The 18,870-nt window shown below is 60.5% G+C and carries 21 protein-coding genes; 15 read left to right on the plus strand and 6 right to left on the minus strand.

Translation table 11 applies throughout. The features are described from left to right. Positions 1-80: 80 nt before the first annotated feature. The gene (locus tag ACRDT3_RS15025) at positions 81-2,042 is read right to left on the minus strand and encodes a S8 family peptidase (RefSeq protein ID WP_431493740.1); all 1,962 of its coding nucleotides are present in this window, start codon (positions 2,040-2,042) and stop codon (positions 81-83) included. A 607-nt stretch (positions 2,043-2,649) separates the two neighbouring features. Here ACRDT3_RS15025 and ACRDT3_RS15030 point away from each other — a divergent pair. From ACRDT3_RS15030 to ACRDT3_RS15065, 8 genes are all read left to right on the plus strand, one after another. Next, on the plus strand, positions 2,650-3,579 hold the full coding sequence (locus tag ACRDT3_RS15030) for an N-acetylglucosamine kinase (RefSeq protein WP_431493741.1): 930 nt from the start codon (positions 2,650-2,652) through the stop codon (positions 3,577-3,579). A 96-nt stretch (positions 3,580-3,675) separates the two neighbouring features. Beyond that, entirely contained in the window at positions 3,676-3,993 is a 318-nt protein-coding gene (locus tag ACRDT3_RS15035) for a bifunctional 3-phenylpropionate/cinnamic acid dioxygenase ferredoxin subunit (protein ID WP_431493742.1), read from the plus strand. Next, entirely contained in the window at positions 3,994-5,127 is a 1,134-nt protein-coding gene (locus ACRDT3_RS15040; protein ID WP_431493743.1) for an NAD(P)/FAD-dependent oxidoreductase, read from the plus strand. 7 nt (positions 5,128-5,134) lie between these two features. After that, entirely contained in the window at positions 5,135-6,391 is a 1,257-nt protein-coding gene (locus ACRDT3_RS15045; protein WP_431493744.1) for an MFS transporter, read from the plus strand. A 152-nt stretch (positions 6,392-6,543) separates the two neighbouring features. After that, on the plus strand, positions 6,544-7,032 hold the full coding sequence (locus tag ACRDT3_RS15050) for an Lrp/AsnC family transcriptional regulator (RefSeq protein ID WP_431493745.1): 489 nt from the start codon (positions 6,544-6,546) through the stop codon (positions 7,030-7,032). Positions 7,033-7,232: 200 nt separating this feature from the next. Further along, a complete protein-coding gene (locus ACRDT3_RS15055) occupies positions 7,233-7,478 on the plus strand; it encodes a hypothetical protein (RefSeq protein ID WP_431493746.1) in 246 nt (81 codons plus the stop codon). A 359-nt stretch (positions 7,479-7,837) separates the two neighbouring features. After that, positions 7,838-8,209, plus strand: a complete 372-nt coding sequence (locus ACRDT3_RS15060; RefSeq protein ID WP_431493747.1) for a hypothetical protein — start codon at positions 7,838-7,840, stop codon at positions 8,207-8,209. Between the two features lie 162 nt (positions 8,210-8,371). Continuing rightward, entirely contained in the window at positions 8,372-8,560 is a 189-nt protein-coding gene (locus tag ACRDT3_RS15065; RefSeq protein WP_431493748.1) for a hypothetical protein, read from the plus strand. On the opposite strand, the gene ACRDT3_RS15070 is transcribed toward ACRDT3_RS15065, so the two are convergent. Continuing rightward, the gene (locus tag ACRDT3_RS15070; protein WP_431493749.1) at positions 8,557-8,778 is read right to left on the minus strand and encodes a hypothetical protein; all 222 of its coding nucleotides are present in this window, start codon (positions 8,776-8,778) and stop codon (positions 8,557-8,559) included. The genes ACRDT3_RS15065 and ACRDT3_RS15070 overlap by 4 nt on opposite strands. A 2-nt stretch (positions 8,779-8,780) precedes the next feature. Beyond that, complete coding sequence (locus ACRDT3_RS15075) at positions 8,781-9,428, minus strand: TetR/AcrR family transcriptional regulator (RefSeq protein WP_431493750.1); 648 nt, start codon at positions 9,426-9,428, stop codon at positions 8,781-8,783. Between the two features lie 106 nt (positions 9,429-9,534). On the opposite strand from ACRDT3_RS15075, the gene ACRDT3_RS15080 reads away from it, so the two are divergent. The 3 genes from ACRDT3_RS15080 to ACRDT3_RS15090 all read left to right on the plus strand — a co-directional run bounded on the left by ACRDT3_RS15080 (position 9,535) and on the right by ACRDT3_RS15090 (position 13,513). Further along, on the plus strand, positions 9,535-10,962 hold the full coding sequence (locus tag ACRDT3_RS15080; protein WP_431493751.1) for a flavin monoamine oxidase family protein: 1,428 nt from the start codon (positions 9,535-9,537) through the stop codon (positions 10,960-10,962). A gap of 3 nt (positions 10,963-10,965) precedes the next feature. Next, positions 10,966-11,838: a universal stress protein gene (locus ACRDT3_RS15085; RefSeq protein ID WP_431493752.1), complete on the plus strand. Its 873-nt coding sequence runs from the start codon at positions 10,966-10,968 to the stop codon at positions 11,836-11,838. A gap of 151 nt (positions 11,839-11,989) precedes the next feature. After that, the gene (locus ACRDT3_RS15090; protein ID WP_431493753.1) at positions 11,990-13,513 is read left to right on the plus strand and encodes an APC family permease; all 1,524 of its coding nucleotides are present in this window, start codon (positions 11,990-11,992) and stop codon (positions 13,511-13,513) included. A gap of 137 nt (positions 13,514-13,650) precedes the next feature. Here the strand turns inward: ACRDT3_RS15090 and ACRDT3_RS15095 are convergent, their stop codons facing one another. After that, positions 13,651-13,896, minus strand: a complete 246-nt coding sequence (locus ACRDT3_RS15095) for a hypothetical protein (RefSeq protein WP_431493754.1) — start codon at positions 13,894-13,896, stop codon at positions 13,651-13,653. A gap of 164 nt (positions 13,897-14,060) precedes the next feature. On the opposite strand from ACRDT3_RS15095, the gene ACRDT3_RS15100 reads away from it, so the two are divergent. Both ACRDT3_RS15100 and ACRDT3_RS15105 read left to right on the plus strand, forming a co-directional pair. After that, positions 14,061-14,465, plus strand: a complete 405-nt coding sequence (locus tag ACRDT3_RS15100; RefSeq protein ID WP_431493755.1) for a low molecular weight phosphatase family protein — start codon at positions 14,061-14,063, stop codon at positions 14,463-14,465. A gap of 62 nt (positions 14,466-14,527) precedes the next feature. Further along, positions 14,528-15,673: an MFS transporter gene (locus ACRDT3_RS15105; RefSeq protein WP_431493756.1), complete on the plus strand. Its 1,146-nt coding sequence runs from the start codon at positions 14,528-14,530 to the stop codon at positions 15,671-15,673. 74 nt (positions 15,674-15,747) lie between these two features. Here ACRDT3_RS15105 and ACRDT3_RS15110 read toward each other — a convergent pair whose 3' ends face one another. Continuing rightward, on the minus strand, positions 15,748-16,230 hold the full coding sequence (locus ACRDT3_RS15110; protein ID WP_431493757.1) for an Lrp/AsnC family transcriptional regulator: 483 nt from the start codon (positions 16,228-16,230) through the stop codon (positions 15,748-15,750). A 227-nt stretch (positions 16,231-16,457) separates the two neighbouring features. Between ACRDT3_RS15110 and ACRDT3_RS15115 the strand changes: the two genes are divergently transcribed. Beyond that, a complete protein-coding gene (locus tag ACRDT3_RS15115) occupies positions 16,458-16,664 on the plus strand; it encodes a helix-turn-helix domain-containing protein (protein ID WP_431493758.1) in 207 nt (68 codons plus the stop codon). Positions 16,665-16,711: 47 nt separating this feature from the next. Here ACRDT3_RS15115 and ACRDT3_RS15120 read toward each other — a convergent pair whose 3' ends face one another. Then, complete coding sequence (locus tag ACRDT3_RS15120) at positions 16,712-17,503, minus strand: MerR family transcriptional regulator (RefSeq protein ID WP_431493759.1); 792 nt, start codon at positions 17,501-17,503, stop codon at positions 16,712-16,714. 494 nt (positions 17,504-17,997) lie between these two features. Between ACRDT3_RS15120 and ACRDT3_RS15125 the strand changes: the two genes are divergently transcribed. After that, positions 17,998-18,816: a hypothetical protein gene (locus ACRDT3_RS15125; protein ID WP_431493760.1), complete on the plus strand. Its 819-nt coding sequence runs from the start codon at positions 17,998-18,000 to the stop codon at positions 18,814-18,816. Positions 18,817-18,870 lie beyond the last annotated feature (54 nt).

Here is an 18,870-nt window from a genome sequence, read left to right on the forward strand (position 1 = left end):
TAAAAAGCGAAGAGCAGTGGGGCGCCGGATGATTCCGACGCCCCACTGCTCTTAACCGGTAACCAGATGGAGCTTCAGGGCTAGTTGATGGTTACGGATGCATCATCGATGCGGAACAGCGTTGCCTGCGAGCTGTCTTCGACACCCCTGAAGCGCAGGGTGACGGTTTCACCACGGAAGTTGTTCAGGTCAACGGCCTGCAGTTCGTAGGACGAGCCGGCATCCAGGTTCGACCAGGTGCCCACGTTGTAGGTTCCATCGCCGTCCAAAACCTGTACGGTCAGCTTGTCGTACTGGCTGTAGGCGGTACCTTCATTGGTCAGCACATGCAGGTAGAACTCCAGCTGCGCATTGGTGGCATCTGCCGGGATGGCGACCTTCTGGTCCAAGGTGTAGGTGTTGGAGTTGCCCCAACCATTCAGGCCAGCCAGTCCGCTGCCGGAGCGGGCTGCCGAGCCGGACTCGAAGGTGTCGGCGCGGTTAGCGGTCCAGTAATCCGACCCGTTCTCGAAACCTGCATTCTTCAGCAGGTTGCCGCTTGGCTCTGGATCCGGAGTTGGCTCCGGGGTTGGCGTGGGGTTGCTGCCATCCAGGGCATTCATGATCTTGGCGGCATCCACCAGTCCGGCGCCGCAACCGATGCTGCAGCCGCCTGGCATCGCGCGGGTGCCCTGCTTCAATGCGGTTTCGACGGAGGCGGGGGACATCGAAGGGTCTGCCGACTTCATCAGCGCGACCATGCCCGCTACGTGCGGGGTAGCCATGGAAGTGCCCTGGTAGAAGGTGTATCCCTGGCTGGACGGGGTAGTGGTGCCGGTGTTGATGGTGGACAGCACGCCTTGGCCGGCGTAGCGGGTGTCGCCGCCCGGTGCGGTGACGTCAATGGCCGAGCCGTAGTTCGTGTAGTACGACGGGGCACCCGATGGGTTGCTTGCCGCTACGGTGATGACGTTCTCGCAGTTGGCCGGGCGGGAATTCGACGCGTTCTGGCTTTCGTTGCCGGCGGCAACAACCACCGACGTGCCGCGTGAAACCGCAGCGTTGATGGCCGCCTGGTAGGTAGTTCCGCAAGCGCCGCCACCGTCCAGGGACATGTTGATGGTGTCTGCCGGGGTTGGGTTATTGGCAATTCCCGGGACCGAACCGCCCGAAGCCCAAATGATGGCATCGGCGATGTCGGAGAGGCTGCCGCCGCATTTGGCCAGGACGCGGACCGGCTGGATCTTGGCATCCGGGGCAACTCCGGCCACGCCGCTGGAGTTGTTGGTGACTGCGGCTACGGTGCCGGCCACGTGGGTGCCGTGCCAAGAGGAGTTGCCCGAGTAGCTGCCGCCGCATTCACCGGCGGCGTACCAGTCGCCCTCATCCTGGGGGTTGGCGTCGCGGCCGTTGCCGTCGCGGGCCGAGGCAGAGCTGGAGACGAAGTCATAGCCGGAAACGATGTTGGCGTTCAGGTCCGAGTGCGAGGTGATGCCGGTATCCAGGACAGCGACGATGCTGCCCTCGCCGGTGGCGATGTCCCAAGCTGAAGGCAAGCGCATGCCGTTGGTGCCGCTGTAGTGCCACTGCTCGCCGTACCGGGTGTCGTTAGGCGTCATGGAAATCTTCATCATGGCATCGGGTTCCACCGATTCCACGAGACCAGACTGTGCGATGTCGGCCATGAACTCCTTGGCGCCGTTGCCCTTGAGTTTCTTGTCGGCCTTCACCACGAAGCTGCCGGTAGCCATGGCGCGCATTTCCTTGACGGAAACGCCTGCTGCCTTGGCTGCTTTGCCCCAGGCCTTGGCGCGGGAGGGCTTGCCCGATTCCGTGGCTGAAGCCTTGTAGGTGACGATGAACTGGTCGTAGGCCTCGCCTGATTGAACAGAACCGATCTTGACCTTGTCTTCGCCATTTGCTTTGGGGAGGGACTTTTCAGCGGGAGCCGAGACGGGGGCGGCGCTAGCTGGCAAGGCGCCAGCGCCGAAGCCGCTCATGCCGATCACTACGGCCGCAGAGACGGCCAGGGTTCTCCGAAGAGGGGTAGAAAAACGTGCCATTGATGTTCTCCTTGTAGGGTTTTTGGGCGCACACAAGTCGGTGATCAATCGATGTGGTGTGTGCCGGTAGGAGCGTAACTGCTCGGTAACGCCCAAAGGAAGTACTTCTCAAATAAATCTTTTATATTCGCACATGTACTAAAAAGGTGTTTCACATCTTTCTAGGGCTCAATCCGGAGGAAAGCGCGGATCTGCGAAATGAACGGATGTTATTTGGCAAGCGGAGTGGAGAAAAATTTTCAGATCTGATCTGACTACGGCAAACGCATTATGCGATATCCGATGCGGAATAATTTACCCAGGAAACTCAAAGGCGGTTCCGGATGGATTTCCTCGGTTTTGAGGATCTTCCGATGATGCTTAAGCTGGCGTGGATACAAGCCTAATTCATTGAATAACCCGCCTTCAGGGTAGGCGCTGCATTGGACGGGTGCCCTCCAGCTGGTGCCGGCCGGCAATCATGGGCTAGGGGAATGTCCAGCCGGTGTGGCGCGGAATCCAGACGCCTTGCGAGAAAGCCACCTCAGGCGCGCATATTGGTTTGTCGCGGCACAGCGGTGGTTGCAGACGACGTAGGCTAAAGCTGATTGCAAAGGGGAAAGCATAAATGGTTCAAGATGTCCTGGCAGTAGACGGTGGGCAAACCGGCATTAAAGTCCGCTTCGAGCACCGCGGCGAGAAGAAAGAACTCCGCTTTCCCGGTGTGCAAACCCACGAACCGGTACTGCCGCAGCTAGCGCGCGCCATTGGCCACGCGATTGCCGAGCGCTCCCGGGATTTCACGACCATAAGTGTGGGCACCACTGGCCTGGTGAAGGCTGAACATGATGCACGGCAGCTCTTTGATCTCGTCGGGTCCAGCGCTATTTCCCATATTGCGCTGGCCCACGACTCGGTGACCAGCTATCTCGGGGCACTGGGAGAACGCCACGGCGCCGTAGTTGCAGCCGGTACCGGTGTCGTCACCCTGGCGGTAGGCCCCCGATCGGTGGCCCGAGTTGATGGATGGGGCCACATCATGGGAGATGCCGGCAGCGGCTATTGGATTGGCCAGCAGGCAATGAATGCTGCCATGCGGGGCTTTGACGGCCGCGGGCCAGCTACCGCGCTGACCGGGCAGCTCGCGAAGCGCTGGCCCGACCTGGCCGAAGCATATATTGACCTGCAAGCGATGCCGGACAGGGTAGCAACGGTAGCTTCCTTTGCGCAGGAGGTTGCCCAGCTGGCCGCAACCGATGAAATTGCTGCCCGGATCTGCGTGCACGCCGGAACGGAATTGGCCAACTCCGCGGCAACGGGATTGCGCCGTGCCGGGTTGGAGCAGGTTGCCGGGCCGATTCCGGTCGCAGCCATCGGGGGAGTGCTCGCCGGCGAATGCGTCAGAAACAGCTTCGTGCAACAGCTGCACCTGCTGATCCCTGCTGCGCGAGTCCAGGACTCGTCGGGAAATGGGCTGGACGGGGCCCATGCCTTGGCGCAATTGCCAGAGGGCCACGCCTTGCAAGAGCTGGTATCACGCTTTCGCGCCCAGCCATAAGTCGTGGGCAGCGGTGGTAACTGGCCATCAAATAGGCGCTGGCAATCAATAGGTGACAAGATTAGTGGAGAACGTCGTGATTATTAAGGAGTCATCGTGAGTTTCCGAGTCGGTCCCGTAGATCTTGTCCCCGAAGGCGAATCGCTGCTGGTTGAAGCCAAAGACAGCGGAGCAAGCGAAGACATCGCGATCTTCCACGCCGAAGACGGCAATTTCTACGCGCTGCAGGATGAATGCACGCACGAGGTCGCTTCGCTTTCCGACGGCTGGCTCGAAGACTGCACCATCGAATGCCCCATCCACTCCTCGACCTTCGACCTGAAGACCGGAAAGGTGCAGTGCATGCCAGCCACCGTGGACGCCCGGACCTACAAGGTGAACGTCGTGGACGGCTTCTTGGAGCTTGAAGTCTAAATGCCTTCCGTGCACATCATCGGAGGCGGGGTCGCGGGATATGCGCTGGCCCGGTACCTGGTGCAACAAAACTACGCCGGATCCATCAAGATCAGCGATGCCCAAGGCCTGCCCTATGATCGTCCGCCACTGAGCAAGTCCCTGCAGGTCGAGCCGTTCGCACCGGTGTCCTGGTACCAGCAAAATGACGTCGGCCTGATCCAGGAAGACGTTCAAAGCCTGCAGCTGCCGCAATCCGCTGAAGACTGGGTTGTGCTGGCTACTGGCACCACGCCCAAGGCATTGGGCATTCCCGGTGGGCACCATGCACGCAGCCTGCACAACGCGGCCGACGCCGCCGGCATATCAGAAGTCCTGGAATCGGGGATGTTTGGCCAGCGCGTACTGGTCATCGGAGCGGGACTGGTCGGGGCCGAGTTCGCGTCCACCGCCAAGATGCTCGGCGCACAGGTCACCCTGGTTTCCAGCTCCAACGCACCGCTGGCCCATGTGCTGGGCCAAGAACTTGCCGAACAGCTGCACGCGGATCATGCCAACCACGGCATTGCCACGTTGACCGGTGCGGTCACCGAGCTCGGTCCAAACCATGCAATGGCCAATGGCCAGCGCCATGACGCGGAGCTGATCGTGGCAGCCATTGGCGTCGAACCTGAAACCGCGCTCGCCGGGCATCTGGGCCTGGAAGTAGATGACGGGATCGTGGTGGATGCGCAGCAGCGTTCCCTCAGCTGCCCCCAGGTGCTGGCTATCGGCGATGCCGCCCGGGAAGAAAACCAGCAGCGTGCGGTGCATTGGGAAGCTGCCATGGAAGATGCCGCCCAAGCGGCGGCAACGATCTTGGGCACGGCCGCACCGCAACGTTCGGTGCCATGGTTCTGGAGCGACCGCCACGAAATGCACGTGGAAACGGTGGGCGATTTCAGCCAAGCCGCCAGCACCGTGACGCGCCTGAACCGGCGAGGCAAGATCCAGACGGTCTTCGGGCTCGACGCCAACGGCTCATTGGTGTCCGCCTCCATGATCGATGGCGGCCTGATGGCCAAGGCCGTGAGGCGGCTCATTGCAAAATCAGCCACCCCAAGCATTGAACAATTGAAGGACCCGATGGCGGGTCCGCGCGAGTTAGGCCGGTAAGAAATTTATGAGTGCAGCCGAACCACTGAAGGTTCCCGCGGCCCTGCAGACGCCGACCCAACGTGTTGGCCCTGCCTGGATCGCCGCGGTTGTCATTGTCCATATCGGTATCAATGTCGGCTTCTTCGCGCCGATCCAGGTACTGCTTGGATTGCACGCCGAACAGCTGGATGCCAGCCAGAAGAACGCGATTCTCTCGCTGGTCACCGGCGTCGGCGCGGCTGTCTCGCTGGTAGCCAACCCGCTGTTTGGCGCGCTCAGCGACCGCAGCACATCGAAATTCGGGCGTCGCATCCCATGGGTGTTCTTCGGAACCATCTGCGCTGCGCTGGCCCTGTTGCTGATGTCGACGTCGCAAACCGTGAGCATGCTGGTCATTGGCTGGGCGCTGATGCAAGCCGCGGGCAACGCCGCGCTGGCTGCGATCTTCGCGGCCATCCCGGATAAGGTGCCGGTAGAACAGCGTGGCATGGTTGGCGGGCTGGTGGCCTTGGGCCAAACCTGCGGTTCGCTGATCGGTGCCGTGATCGGCATGGTCGCGGCAAGCAATCTGGTCTTCGGCTACGCCATCGTCGCTACTGCCGTGGCCATTTGCTCCATTCCGTTCGTGCTGATGCGCCAGGATGTTTCGCTGCCCAAGGGAGCGCTGGAGCCTGTCAAGCCGCTGGAATTCGTGCGCAGCTTCTGGATCAACCCGGTCAAGCACGCCGACTTCGGATGGGCTTGGCTGACCCGCTTCTTGCTGTATCTCGGTTGCCAGCTCTGCCTGGTCTACCTGCTGTTCTTCCTGCAGGACGCCATCAGGCATCCAGCCCCGGCCCAGGGCGTGCTGGTGCTGACCGCGATCTACGCATTCTGCGTGATTTTCTCTTCGGTGATCTCGGGCAAGTTGTCGGACAAGGACGGCAAGCGCAAGAAGTATGTCATCATCTCCTCGGTCATCGTGGCGGCCGCGGCCGGTGTCCTGGCGATGGCGTCGTCCTTCGCTGTCGCTGTTGTCGCCGCTGTGCTCCTGGGCATCGGCTTCGGCGCCTACCTGGCGGTGGACTTTGCGCTGCTGACCCAGGTATTGCCGAACGCTGATTCGCGCGGCAAGGATTTGGGCATGATCAACATTGCCAACTCGCTGCCGCAGGTGGTCGCCCCGCTGATCGCCTGGCTGGCGGTGACCTGGTTCGGCGGCTACCCGACCCTGTTCCTGTGCTCGGTGGTGATCAGCCTCTTCGGTGCCGTGCTGGTACGCCAGATCAAGAGCGTTCCGTAGGTCCTGGACGAATCATTCTCCGGCATCGGGCTACCAGCGGAACGGAAACGGTGCGGGGCCAGGAACCGGTGGGGGAAAAACGCCAAGAGGACGCCAACCGGGTCGTATGATGAATCCAGCGAACCGCAATAATGAGGAGCAGGTGCGGCTGTATGTCGATGAACGAATCCGGACGGGAGAGCCGTGCGACGCAGCTTGATGGCATAGACCGGAAGCTGCTGGCGTTGCTGACGAAGAACTCCCGGCGGACCAACAACTCCCTGGCAGAAGAGCTTGGCATAGCACCGTCTACCTGCCTGGCGCGTTTGAATGCCTTGCGTGATTCGGGAGTGATCGCGCGTTTCACCATCGAAGTGGATCCGCAGGTGCTTGGCCGGGAGCTGGAAGCGTTGATCTTCGTGAAAATCCGTCCCGGTGCCCGTCACCTGATGTCGAACTTCGCTACTGACATGCGAAGCAAACCGGGGGTGCGGCAGCTATTCTTCCTGGGCGGCGCTGACGACTTTGTCCTGCATGTAGCGGTGCGCAATTCTTCGGATGTGCGCCAGTTCGTGCTCGATAACCTGTCAGCCAATCCGGCCGTTGCGACCACCCAAACCTCCCTGGTATTCGAACACGGCCACGGCAGCGGAGAGTACTAGGCCCAATTCTTGCCGGTTCTCCATCTTCTCGATGTTCGCAGGAGCAACCCGCAGTACGGCGTTGCTCGAAGAAACATGCTAAACTTGATGTTCTTCTCTTAGCATGGCTGCGGCCCGTTGGCCGCTGGGGATCGGTTCCCCAGCACGGCAATGGACCCCACCGCAGCTGCGACTGAAAGAATGGGGAGGTCGAGAAGATAATGCATTTTGACGCAACTGTTGTCACCGCACTGGTGACGTTGATTGTTTTGGCCATAGCAACCGCTGTGCTGGTAATCCGGTACAAGCGCACTCACCAGGCAGAAATCCGCCAGGCCCTGATTGCCAAGGCCCGCAAGCGCGGCGTTGCCTCGCCGGAGGACCTGTCGAACCACGACCTGGCACTGCAGATTCGCGCGGCAAAGCGCCAGCGCAAGCAGGATGGGCAGGACCTGAAGACCGCGTAGGCTTTGCTCCTATGCGCTGACGTTGCTGAGCCCCAGTCCATTTTTGGACTGGGGCTCAGTCGCGTCGTGGGCGCTGGGCATGCGGTGGCTTCCGCCTGTATTCAATGCTAATGATCCAGGAAATGGCGTGGGGAAAAACCGGCTGGTACTCGCGGAATGCAGGCGGGTAAATAACCTTGGGCAATTCCGGAAAACTATGTCCCCGGTCACCGGAAAAGCCGATTTACCCGCTGAAACATGCGGATTGCATCACAGGGGCATGTGGGGTTCTGAACAAACTACTTCTCAATAGATAAATGGTCGGAAATGATGGATATGACTGGAAATGCAGCAATGATAATTCTTTAGGAGCAACAGCAATGGCCTCGATCCCACTCGGTGAAGACATTCTCTTGGCACGCCACGGCGCCAACATCGTCAAGCTTCGCCAGGATCGCAAGAACCGCATGACTGTTGCCCACCTGCGCGGCGGAGCAACCGATACGGCCTCGAACCTGCTCACCGCACCAGTTCCCGCATTGACCCCGGCAGCTAGCTTCACCCAGGGCGCAGCTCGCTACCTCAACGATGAAGCCGAGATCAGCCGCGGCGAGGTTCGCTCACTAGTCAAGATCTCGCTTGGCTTCTCTGCCCTCATGGGCATCGTATTCGGCGGCCTGGTCTTGGCTTTGTACAAGGTTGGCGGCAATGAAGCTCTCCAGTCGCTGAGCTACATGGGTGCAAGTCAGTAGCTCTCCCAAGCATTTCCAGAAGACGGGATTCCGAGGCAACTCGGGATCCCGTTTTTCTGTATCCGAACCAGGTGCTTACTTCTACGCCCGAGTTGCGGCAAGTCTCGTATTTCTTGCCTTGCGGGCATAGGATGGCGGCAACGAGAAGGATGGGAGCAGGCCATGCGTTTTGTTTTGGAAGTGAACTTCGATACCGAGAACATGCAGCTCAAGCCATTGGAGGAGCTGCAGAAGATTCTGCGCGACTGGTCGACGAACATCACGATGTATCCGATCGTTGCCGGCGCCCAGGAAGATGTCTACGACTCGGATAACGAACAAGTAGGGGAGTGGGCAATCCTCGAAGACTAGTCTCGCCTTCTGGAGGACCATCCGATGGCATAGCCTGCGGCCAGGGTAATGAGCAGGACGAGCCACAGCGGAGCTGTGGAATGGACCAGGAAGAATTCAACGCGCACGAAGGCCAGGTTCTGCAGCATGAAGACCGCTGCGAGGATCACCAATGCGACAGCTGCCCATTGCTTGGCGCTAAGCCCCTTCTTCGGCGGTCGCTGTTGCGGGTAGCCCATGATCAGTTTCCGGTCGCCAGCAAGCCGGTAACGAGAGCCGACAACCCGCGCTGGAACGAATCATCGCTGGTATCAAGCTCTGATCGGCGTTGCGCCGCCACGGCCTGGGTGAAATGCGGAGTGAGATCCTGATGGTTGCTGGTGTCGAAAATGTCATGCGGAGCGGCAGTATCCATGGCCGAACCAAAGATGAATGACTCCAGTGCGACAATCGTCGGAACAATCTCGTTCTCTGCCATGCCGAAGTCTGCCAGCGCTTCGGCAACGCGCTCGTACATTCCCAAGGTACGCGGGGAATCCGAGACGGGCAGGACGGCGATGACCGGAATCAATGGAATGTGCCGCGCGAAGACGTTTCGGTAGCTCATAGCCCATTGAAGCAATGCTTGCTTGATATCCGCTTCGTCGAATACCGAGGTGTCGATATCGGCCATGACCAATTCCTGGATCCACTGCAGGAGGTCATGCTTGGAATCGACGTGGTTGTAAAGGGCCGATGGCGAGACACCCAGGGATTTTGCCAGCCGCTGCATGGTCAGGGACTCGTAGCCGTCCCCGGAAACAAGTTCCAGCGCATGCTCGGTAATGCGCTCCCGGTTAAGCACCGCCTTGCGTGGGCGGCCGGCCCGTCTCGCTTCCGTTTCACTCATGCGGACCTCTTCCTGACGTGGGGTGCTTCACAACTGGATATTCGTACCCTATGCTATATGACAGGTAAATGAACCTTATTCATTTAAGTGTGCAAGGGAGTCGATCATGGAACATCTAGAACGCGACGTCGTCGTCATCGGTGCAGGGCCATCGGGACTGACAGCAGCCTATGAGCTGAGCAAGGCCGGCAAGTCCGTAGCGGTGCTCGAAGCCCGCGACCGCGTGGGCGGGCGCACCTGGACCGATGTCATGGACGGCGCAACCATCGAGATCGGCGGCCAGTGGATCAGCCCCGACCAGACCGGCCTCTACTCGCTGATCAATGAACTGGGCATCGAGACTTTTGAACGCTACAAGGCAGGCAAGAGCGTCTACCTCACCGAGGAAGGCGAGCGGATCGCCTATGAGGGCGAGGACTTCCCGGTGGCCGCCAGCACCGTGGCCGAAATGGACAAGCTGGTAGAGCTCATGAACCAGCTGGCCGCCGGAATGGACCCGGACAAGCCTTGGGAACACCCGCAGGCCCAGGAACTGGACAAGATCTCCTTCCACCACTTCCTGCGCCAGCACTCCGCCGACGAGCTGGCCTGCAACAACGTGGGCCTGTTCATCGCCGGGGGCATGCTGACCAAGCCGGCGCACACCTTCTCCGCACTGCAGGCGGTGCTCATGGCGTCCTCGGCCGGCTCCTTCGACAACCTGGTGGACGAGGACTTCATCCTGGACCGGCGCATCGTGGGCACCATGCAGGGCGTGTCCAAGACCCTGGCCGAGAAGCTGGGCCAGGACATCGTCTTCCTGGGCAACCCCGTGCTCAAGCTCGAATGGTTCGACGGCGGAGTGGTGGCCCACGGGAGCACCGTGACCGTCTCGGCCAAGAAGGCCGTGCTGGCGGTACCGCCGAACCTGTACTCGCGCATCTCCTACGTCCCGGCGCTGCCGCGCAAGCAGCAGATCACCCACCAGCACCAGTCCATGGGCCTGGTCATCAAGGTCCACGCCGTCTACGACACCCCGTTCTGGCGCGAAGAGGGCCTGTCGGGCACCTGCTTCGGCCCGAGCAGCCTGGTCCAGGAGCTCTACGACAACACCTACACCGGGGAGGAAACCGGCACCCTGGTCGGCTTCATCTCGGATTTGAAGGCCGACGCCATGTGGGAGCTGGACGAAGAGCAGCGCCGTGCGGTGATCCTCAAGGCCATCGCCGGCTACCTGGGCGAGAAGGCCTTGGATCCCAAGGTCTTCTACCTCTCGGACTTCGCCGCCGAGGAATGGACCCGCGGCGCCTACGCCACCAGCTACGACCTGGGCGGGCTGCACCGCTTCGGCCCGGCGCAGAACGAGAATGTCGGACCGATCTACTTCTCCTCCTCGGATCTGGCCGGCGAAGGCTTCCAGCACGTGGACGGCGCGGTGCGCATGGGCCGCCGCTCGGCCGCGCGCATCATCGCCGCACTGGATGGCACCGGCTACGACCAGGACTACGACGGTGTGGCCACGCTGACGCCGTCCAAGGAAAAGGCCAGTGCCTAAGCCATGAAGCTGCTCGTAGGTTACACCGCGGACCAGCGCGGTGCCGAAGCCATCGAACTGGCCAGCGCCCTGGTGGCCGGCACCCGCGACGCCTCCTTGCGGATCGCCATCGTGCTGCCTGCCGCCACCCCGTTCAGTGCGGTCTACCCCGGCGGGGACCCTGGGTTCTCCTCCATCCTTTCGGCCCAGGTGGACCGCTGGGCGGCGCAAGCCCTGGCCATGGTGCCGGAGGCCATCGCCACCTCGGTGGTAGCCCGCTCCGTGCCCTCGGTGGCCGAAGGGCTCATTGACCTGGGCGAGGAGTTCGGGGCCCACGGGATAGTGCTGGGCGGACGCAAGCGCCACCGCGCCGGATTCTTCAGTCCCGGGGCGATCGCCAATGCGCTGCTGCATTCCTCGCCGATGGCCGTGTTCATGTCCTCGCCGGCCTCCCTGGCCACGCTGCGCGCGGCCGGCGGGAAGATCAGCAGGCTGACCGCATTCGTGGGGGACCGCCCGGGCGCACGGGAAGTCATCGGCCTCTCGGCGCGGATCGCTGCCGCCTGCGGGCTGCCGCTGCGCGTGGCCACGCTGGTCTCCCATATGGATCTGGCCGACCCGCAGCTGGAGCTGGATGCCCATCTGGCCCAGACCCGCAGCTACCTGCAGGAGCTGACCGGATCCCTGGGACTGGACGCGGTAGTCGAGGTGGTCTCCGGGCATGGCCTGGACGAAGCCACGGCCCAGCTGTCCTGGCAGGACGGGGACCTGGCGCTGCTCGGCTCCGCCAGGCTGGCCGCCCCGCGCCGATTGTTCATCGGTCCCAAGGCCCAGCGGATTCTGGGCCAGCTCAATGTCCCGATGGGCGTCATCCCGACCCTTGAAGCTGCCAGCTAGAAAGCAACGCGAAATTCCTGCACGACCCCTGTTCCCCAGGCACCTTCCGTCTGAAAGCACGCGGACGGTGCCCACCCGACCCCTGACGGAAGGTGGCTCGGTACTTCTGGCCGACGCACGCACACCTCGCTAATTCTTTAAGGTAACCACCATGTCGCAAGACCTGAGGCAGGCATCGCCGCCTGCACGCTCCGAGAGCGGACTGCACGAAAAAGGACTGTCCAAGGGCACCGTTGGCGTCCTGGGACTTGTCGTTATCGGCATCTCCTGCATCGCCCCGGCCTACACCCTCACCGCAGGGCTGGGCGCCACCGTGGCCGAAGTTGGCACCAGCCTGCCAGCGATCTTGCTGGCCGGATTCCTGCCGATGCTGCTGGTGGCCTTGGGCTACCGCGAGCTGAACAGCGCCATGCCCGATTCGGGCACCTCCTTCACCTGGGCGACGCGTGCCTTCGGCCCGATGATCGGCTGGATGGGAGGCTGGGGCCTGATCGCCGCGACGGTGATTGTGCTGTCCAACCTGGCGGCCGTGGCTGTGGACTTCTTCTACATCCTCGTTGCCCAGCTCACCGGCCAGCCATGGATCGCGGAGCTGACTGGCAACCTGTGGATCAACATCCCCACCACGCTGGTGTTCATTGCGGCGGCCGCATGGATCTCCTACCGGGGCATGAACGCCACCAAGGTCTTCCAGTACGTGCTGGTCGGGTTCCAGGTAGCTGTGCTGCTGCTCTTCGCCGTCATGGCCCTGACCTCCAGCCAGCCTAATGATCCGACGCCCATCACCTGGCAGATGTTCAACCCGGCCGGCATCGATACCTTCTCGGCCTTCGCCGCGGGCATCTCGCTGTCGATCTTCGTTTTCTGGGGCTGGGATGTCACCCTGACCATGAACGAGGAAACCACCGACCCGAAGAAGGTTCCCGGACGCGGCGCCACCTGGACGGTGCTGGTGATCATCGCGCTGTACCTGGCCGTGTCCCTCGGGGTGATCTACTGGGCCGGCGTGGGCACCACGGGCCTGGGCGCCGGCAACCCGGAGAACCAGGAATCAATTTTCGCGGTGCTCTCCGGGCCGGTCATGGGTCCGCTGGCCATGCTGATGTCCCTGGCCATCTTGTCTTCCTCGGCGGCCTCGCTGCAATCCACCATGGTTTCGCCGGCGCGCACCTTGCTGGCCATGGGCTACTACAAGGCGCTGCCCTCCAGCTTCGCGAAGATCTCCGCGCGCTTCATGTCCCCGTCGGTCGCCACCTTTGCCTCCGCCGCAGCCGCTGCCGGCTTCTACGTGGTCACCCGGCTGCTCTCGGAGAACGCCTTGTGGGATACGATCACCGCGCTGGGCCTGATGATCTGCTTCTACTATGGGCTGACCGCCTTGGCCTGCGTCTGGTACTTCCGCGGGGAACTGTTCGCCAATGCCAGGAACTTCTTCTGCAAGTTCTTGGCGCCATTGGTAGGTGGCGTCGTATTGCTGGTGATGTTCTTTGCCACCGCCATTGAATCCATGAACCCGGATTACGGCTCGGGCTCGAATATCGGAGGAGTGGGGATGGTGTTCATCCTCGGGGTCGGGGTGCTGCTGCTGGGCGTTGGGATCATGCTGTGGATGCGGGTGCGCCACCCGGCGTTCTTCAAGGGCGAGACCATCAAGACCTACAAGCTGCTGAAGTAGGCCGGCCACCGCAGTCCCTGCGAACCACCCGCGAACAGCTCGCGGGTGGTTCGCTGGGTTCACTGCATCGTCAGCAGGATCCTTTTATTCCGTAGTCGAGGCACAGAACCCCCGTCCATGGCCGGCCAAAGCCGGCGCTAGCCGTCTGCCCGTGCCATGTGCTTAGCCACGCCGATGGCGGCCAACACGGCGCCGAAGGGGGTGAGCGCATTTTGGAACAGAGCATTGAGGAAAGTCAGCGGCAGGCTGGCCAAGGGACTATTTCCGAAGCCGGAATTGATACTCCACATCATCAGCGTTGGCAAGACGCTACTGAAGACAACGCCTGCCAGCACGAGCACGATGCCGGAAATGATCATCTTCTTATGCTGGGCAAGCATCATTTTCTCCTACTGTCTTGGACTGAGTATTTCCAACCGTAGTCAAATCAACATTTTTTAGCTAGAGCGAATGGAGCACTTATTGTGCGCGGAGCGCACGGCGATCCCGTTGCGCAACTTTTACGCCGAAAGGCCCCCAACCGGCGGGTAAATGGTTCAATAGGTTCATGGCTAACTCGGTACTTTTCATCTGCTCTCGCAATGCTGGCAAATCGCAAATGGCGGCCGCATTGATGGACTACATTTCTGAGGGGAAAGTTACCAGCTACTCGGCTGGAACCAACCCAGGTTCGGGCATCAACCACGAAGCGGTTGAGTCCCTCTCGCAGGCCGGCGCTGACATGTCGCAGGGCACACCCAAGGCCATTGACCCGCGCGTAGTCGAGAAAGTTGACCGCGTGGTCATTCTCGGCTCGGACGCGAATCCGCAATTCGATCCGTCCATCAAGACCGAACGCTGGGTAACTTACGAACCAAGCGAAGACGGCATCACCGGTGCCGAGCGAATGAACATGATCCGCGATGAGATTGCTGATCGCGTCCGTGAACTGTTCCACGAGTTGGAGCGGTAGAAATCACTGTTCGCATAACCACCCGAAAGACAACACCGTGGTGGCTTCCAGGCGTATGCCTTGTGCTCACCGGATGGTGCGCCAACCAGTACGTTTCGCTGATCAATTGGTACCAGCAATTCCGCGAGCTCAGTGAATTCGAGGCCATGCTGGTCATGGGCAGCTACCTGGCGGGCATGATCCCCGCGTTGGCTTTCGGTGGCCCCCTGGCGGACAAGTTCGGCCGCAAGCCATTTTCGCTGCTTGCCCTGGCCTGCTCTATTCTGGGATCGTTTGGGCTCATCTTCGGATCGATTCACGAGTCCGGTCTCTATGCGGGCCGCATCCTGACCGGCTTTGGCATGGGCCTGGCCATGGTTGCCATTACCAGCTGGGTGAAGCTGCTTAGCCCGGGAGCTGCCGGCGCAACTCGTGCTGCGCTGTGCACTTCCTTGGGATTCGCGCTCGGACCGGTCATTTCAGGGGCAATTGTCGGGACCAGTGGCAGCCCGGAACTGGCATATATCGTTCATGCTGCCGCGGCACTTTCCTGGTTGCTGTTGATGTTCGCCGCCCGGGAAGACCCAGCCCTTGACCTGGCAGGGCATAGCTCGCGGGCCGAAGTGACGACCCCGGCAAACCTCCAGCGGTTCTACCGCATCGTTCTGCCCGCAGCCCCATGGGTCTTTGGCATGGCGGCGACAGGCTTTGCCGTGGTCCCGGCGCTGAGCAATGGAGCCGGTGAATCCAGCCTGTTCTACACCACCTTGGCAGTAGCGGTCACCATGGGCATGGGGACATTGATCCAGCCATTCGTCAAGAGATTCAATGACTTGGGCAAGATAAGGCTGCTCATGGTTGGGCTGGCAACCTCGCTGGCCGGACTCCTCTTGATGATCGCCGTGTCACTGAGCGGTTCAGAATTCTTGGGAACTATCGCATTCGCCATTGCCGGTTCGGCCAATGGCATTTTGCTGGTTGCCGGGCTAAGCCAAGTATTGGATCTTGCCGGCAGCGCCGACGTCGGCAAATTAACCGGCAGGTTCTACATGTGCTGTTTCGTCGGGTTCACCTTCCCAACGTTCTTTGCGCTGTGGCGCACGGTCGCTCATCCCGCTCTATTCATTGGGATACTTGCCGTGCTCTGCGTGCTGTCCATGATGCAGGTGCACCGCTCGGCCAAGTATCTGCCCGCTGTCATTCTCGAAGAAGTTCCAAACAGGCCATAATGCCAAACGCCGCTGCCGGGCACCTTCCGGTGCCAGCAACGGCGTTCACACATTGGACTTCAACGTACTTGGAACTAGTCCTGGCTCAGCTTCTTGAGCAGCTCGGTAGTGCGGAAAGGGATGACATCGCGCAGGATCATCGAGGTAGAAGTGCGGGTTATGCCCGGGCACAAACGGATCTCTTCACTGACGCGGTACAGGTCATCTGGGTCAGTCGCGGCCACGCGAATCAACAGGTCCGTGTCTCCCGCGGGCGCGACGCATTCCAGAACCTCGGGAATCTGGCGCAGCGCGGCGATGGCGTCGTTCAAGCTGGCCTGGTTCAATTCAGCGCTAACGAAAGCGCTGACGCCACGGCCCATGGACGCAGGTAGGATCCGCGCGGTGTTCGGGCGCAGCGCACCTGAATGGGCCAGGCGTTCCAGACGCGTCTGTACGGTGCCGCGGGCTAGGCCCAGCTGCTGCGCCAGCATCATGATCGGCACACGCGGATCCGCATCGAGTGCCAGAAGGATACGCCGGTCGGTTTCATCGAGCTGATACGTATCCGAATTCATTTGGTGGTCTCCTGAGACAGGTTGTGTTGCGCGTGCATAAGTACCAACCTAGATTTTAGTCAATATGACCAGTGAATCCCAAATGTGTTGCGCGGATTGGCCGATATTATTGCGTGCGGCTCGGCTACTGAGGTCAACAGGGAGAACGCTCGGGCGAAATGCCATCTTTTATCCACAAAATAACCAGGCTGAGATCAAATGGGCGCGAATCACAGTAATCTGTTGATATGAGGTTTTTGCGGTTGGAAGACGTGGCAGAGGAACTGAATGTGAAGCTGCCCCAGGTCCGCGCTTTGGTGAAAAGCGGCGAGCTGCCGGCCATCCAAATTGGCGGGCGGGGCATGTGGCGCGTGGAACGCGTTGCACTGGAGAACTATATCGAAGAACGCTATGCGCAGGCCCGCGACGATATCGCGAGCGAATCCAAAAGCTGAATGCGGTGGCCTTGGCTGTTCCCGAGCCCATCGGGAACAGCCAAGAGCTAGTCGAGCTGGATAGTCCGTTCTGCATAGATCCGCAATGCGTCGCGAACCAGTTCCGCGTATCCGCCGTAGTTCTTTGCAAACCGCGGATCAGCTACATACATCTCGCCGAGATTGCAGATATATGCCTTGTGCTGTGCCGGGTCGCCGGAATCCAGCGGGGTGCCCCTGACGCTTTGAAGCCAGCGCACATGGCGAGCGGCAATTTCCTGGGCTTCGAAGCTGTCCGCTGGGACAGAATCCTTGCCCGCCTCGATCCAAGCCTGATTGAGCATCTTCACCTCTTCCATGAATGAGCTTTGCTGGTCTCCGGTCTTGGAACGCCACCAGCGATTCGATGTTTCATAAGCGTCGGCGCCCCAGCGTTCGGCAACCTCTTGCTTGTACTGCTCGTTGAAGCCGTCAAAGCTCTTTTCCGGTTCCATGATTTCTCCTGTCATTAGTGCTGAAATGCTGTGTTCCAAGGCTGCGATCTGCCGGTCCAGCGCCGCACGCTGTTGATGGAGTTGCTCCTTGTGGGTGCTCAGCGCGGCCAATTCATTGCGTTGCTCGTCCAGGATTTCGGCGATGGTTTCCAGCTTGAGCCCCAGCTGCTTGAGCAAGAGAATCTGCTGGAGCCGGACCAACTGCCTGTCGGTGTAGAAGCGGTAGCCGTTGGCGGCCACATGGTCAGGTGTTAGCAAGCCGATCTGGTCGTAGTGCCGCAAGGTACGGCTGCTGACGCCAGCGGATTTTGAGACTTGCGCGATCGAGTGGCGAACTGCCGGCCGGTGGCCCGTTGAATCCTTCATGGCTACCACGCTATCGGTTGACGCAACGTCAAAGTCAATAGCCTTGATTGCACCTTCGGAGATAGTGCTGTGATTCAGGTCTCATGGCAAAATGGCGAGTAATAACGAGTTGTTTCTAAGTTGATTGATCATATTGACTAGTTGTTTGCATGCCTGTTGCGCAGTGTGATCTATGTGTAGTTCACTGTAGGTAGATGAAGTTGAACAGGTTACCGCCGAATTCAACGAGGACCGCCTGATGACGTAAACCATCTGCATTTACGGGATCAAGGAGCATTGGCCACCCACGCCAAGGCAAGGTAAAAGACGTAGTCCAGATGGCTCGTGGGCATTCCAGTTGGGTGGAATGCCCGCGAGCCATCTGGCATTTCTGCCAAAATCACTGACGTTGGAATCACAAGCTTCGAGCGAGTTGGAGGAAACGCCTGCCCGCATTCGCGATGCTTTGCTCTGGCTCTGGAACAATGAGCGCGTAGGGACACTGAGGAGTAAGAGTGGGTTCAATGAGGCGCGTCTGGCAAAACTGGTGGATGCAATTGGTCGCCGGATTGCTGATCACTGCGATCGTGGTGTTGCCGTGGTTATGGATCGGTCAGGAAGACCGCTCAATTCTCCCGCATGCCAGTGACGACGCCCAAGGGCTATTAGTGGTTTTCTCCGTGATCACCCTTTGGGGCAGCTGGTTTGCCCGACGCATTGGATATAGCCGCAACGGCTTCACTGTCGTGACTGCCGTGGGCATGGTCCTGGGACTCTTGAGTCTAGGATTCCAAGGACTCTACGCATTCGAACCTGGGCTCTTGAACGGGGAACTCTCCGCAGCCTCGATTCGCCATCTGTGGGTTTTCGGGGGCCTACTGCTGGTCAGCCAAGCCTGGTATTTCCTGGCCACTAAATTGCGGTTGCCAATAGCGGTACTCTTCTATGCAACGCTCACGGTTGGCGTGAGCTACTGGTTGCAGATCATCGCATCGCTCGTTGCCGGCGCCCAGTCCTACTACGTTTACCTTTGGTATTCCGGGCCGTTGATCCTCGGTCTCATCTTGGGATCCGTCGGGTTCTTGAGAATCATGAACCTGCTGATGTGGGTCTTCGCATTGGCTATCCAATGGATGATGCCGGCAGTTGTGGAAAGCGCGGCCCGGGTTATCGAGTCGAAGACCACTGGCTGGAAGTCCATAGGCTCCTTCTGGGAAGAATTCACCGGAAGCGTTCTGGAGGTTCCGTGGCAGACTCCGCTGCTGGTCAGCCTGGCGACGGCGATGCTAACCAGCGTCGTATTGCTGATTGCGCGCAAGGTGCGGCGGCGCTAGGCAAGGGCCCTGCCAAAGACCGTGCGGCCTTGGCGATCTGAGGATCGCCAAGGC

The sequence above is a fragment of the Glutamicibacter sp. genome, assembly GCF_050701915.1.
Classification (GTDB): Bacteria; Actinomycetota; Actinomycetes; order Actinomycetales; family Micrococcaceae; genus Glutamicibacter.

Excerpts from the sequence above, each read along its gene's own strand:
- ACRDT3_RS15100 (WP_431493755.1), top strand. The coding sequence starts at position 14,061 with ATGGCTAACTCGGTACTTTTCATCTGCTCTCGCAATGCTGGCAAATCG.
- ACRDT3_RS15110 (WP_431493757.1), bottom strand. The coding sequence starts at position 16,230 with ATGAATTCGGATACGTATCAGCTCGATGAAACCGACCGGCGTATCCTT.
- ACRDT3_RS15030 (WP_431493741.1), top strand. The coding sequence starts at position 2,650 with ATGGTTCAAGATGTCCTGGCAGTAGACGGTGGGCAAACCGGCATTAAA.
- ACRDT3_RS15075 (WP_431493750.1), bottom strand. The coding sequence starts at position 9,428 with ATGAGTGAAACGGAAGCGAGACGGGCCGGCCGCCCACGCAAGGCGGTG.
- ACRDT3_RS15045 (WP_431493744.1), top strand. The coding sequence starts at position 5,135 with ATGAGTGCAGCCGAACCACTGAAGGTTCCCGCGGCCCTGCAGACGCCG.
- ACRDT3_RS15085 (WP_431493752.1), top strand. The coding sequence starts at position 10,966 with ATGAAGCTGCTCGTAGGTTACACCGCGGACCAGCGCGGTGCCGAAGCC.
- ACRDT3_RS15115 (WP_431493758.1), top strand. The coding sequence starts at position 16,458 with ATGAGGTTTTTGCGGTTGGAAGACGTGGCAGAGGAACTGAATGTGAAG.
- ACRDT3_RS15065 (WP_431493748.1), top strand. The coding sequence starts at position 8,372 with ATGCGTTTTGTTTTGGAAGTGAACTTCGATACCGAGAACATGCAGCTC.
- ACRDT3_RS15050 (WP_431493745.1), top strand. The coding sequence starts at position 6,544 with ATGTCGATGAACGAATCCGGACGGGAGAGCCGTGCGACGCAGCTTGAT.
- ACRDT3_RS15025 (WP_431493740.1), bottom strand. The coding sequence starts at position 2,042 with ATGGCACGTTTTTCTACCCCTCTTCGGAGAACCCTGGCCGTCTCTGCG.
- ACRDT3_RS15120 (WP_431493759.1), bottom strand. The coding sequence starts at position 17,503 with ATGAAGGATTCAACGGGCCACCGGCCGGCAGTTCGCCACTCGATCGCG.
- ACRDT3_RS15055 (WP_431493746.1), top strand. The coding sequence starts at position 7,233 with ATGCATTTTGACGCAACTGTTGTCACCGCACTGGTGACGTTGATTGTT.
- ACRDT3_RS15070 (WP_431493749.1), bottom strand. The coding sequence starts at position 8,778 with ATGGGCTACCCGCAACAGCGACCGCCGAAGAAGGGGCTTAGCGCCAAG.
- ACRDT3_RS15080 (WP_431493751.1), top strand. The coding sequence starts at position 9,535 with ATGGAACATCTAGAACGCGACGTCGTCGTCATCGGTGCAGGGCCATCG.
- ACRDT3_RS15095 (WP_431493754.1), bottom strand. The coding sequence starts at position 13,896 with ATGATGCTTGCCCAGCATAAGAAGATGATCATTTCCGGCATCGTGCTC.
- ACRDT3_RS15090 (WP_431493753.1), top strand. The coding sequence starts at position 11,990 with ATGTCGCAAGACCTGAGGCAGGCATCGCCGCCTGCACGCTCCGAGAGC.
- ACRDT3_RS15040 (WP_431493743.1), top strand. The coding sequence starts at position 3,994 with ATGCCTTCCGTGCACATCATCGGAGGCGGGGTCGCGGGATATGCGCTG.
- ACRDT3_RS15060 (WP_431493747.1), top strand. The coding sequence starts at position 7,838 with ATGGCCTCGATCCCACTCGGTGAAGACATTCTCTTGGCACGCCACGGC.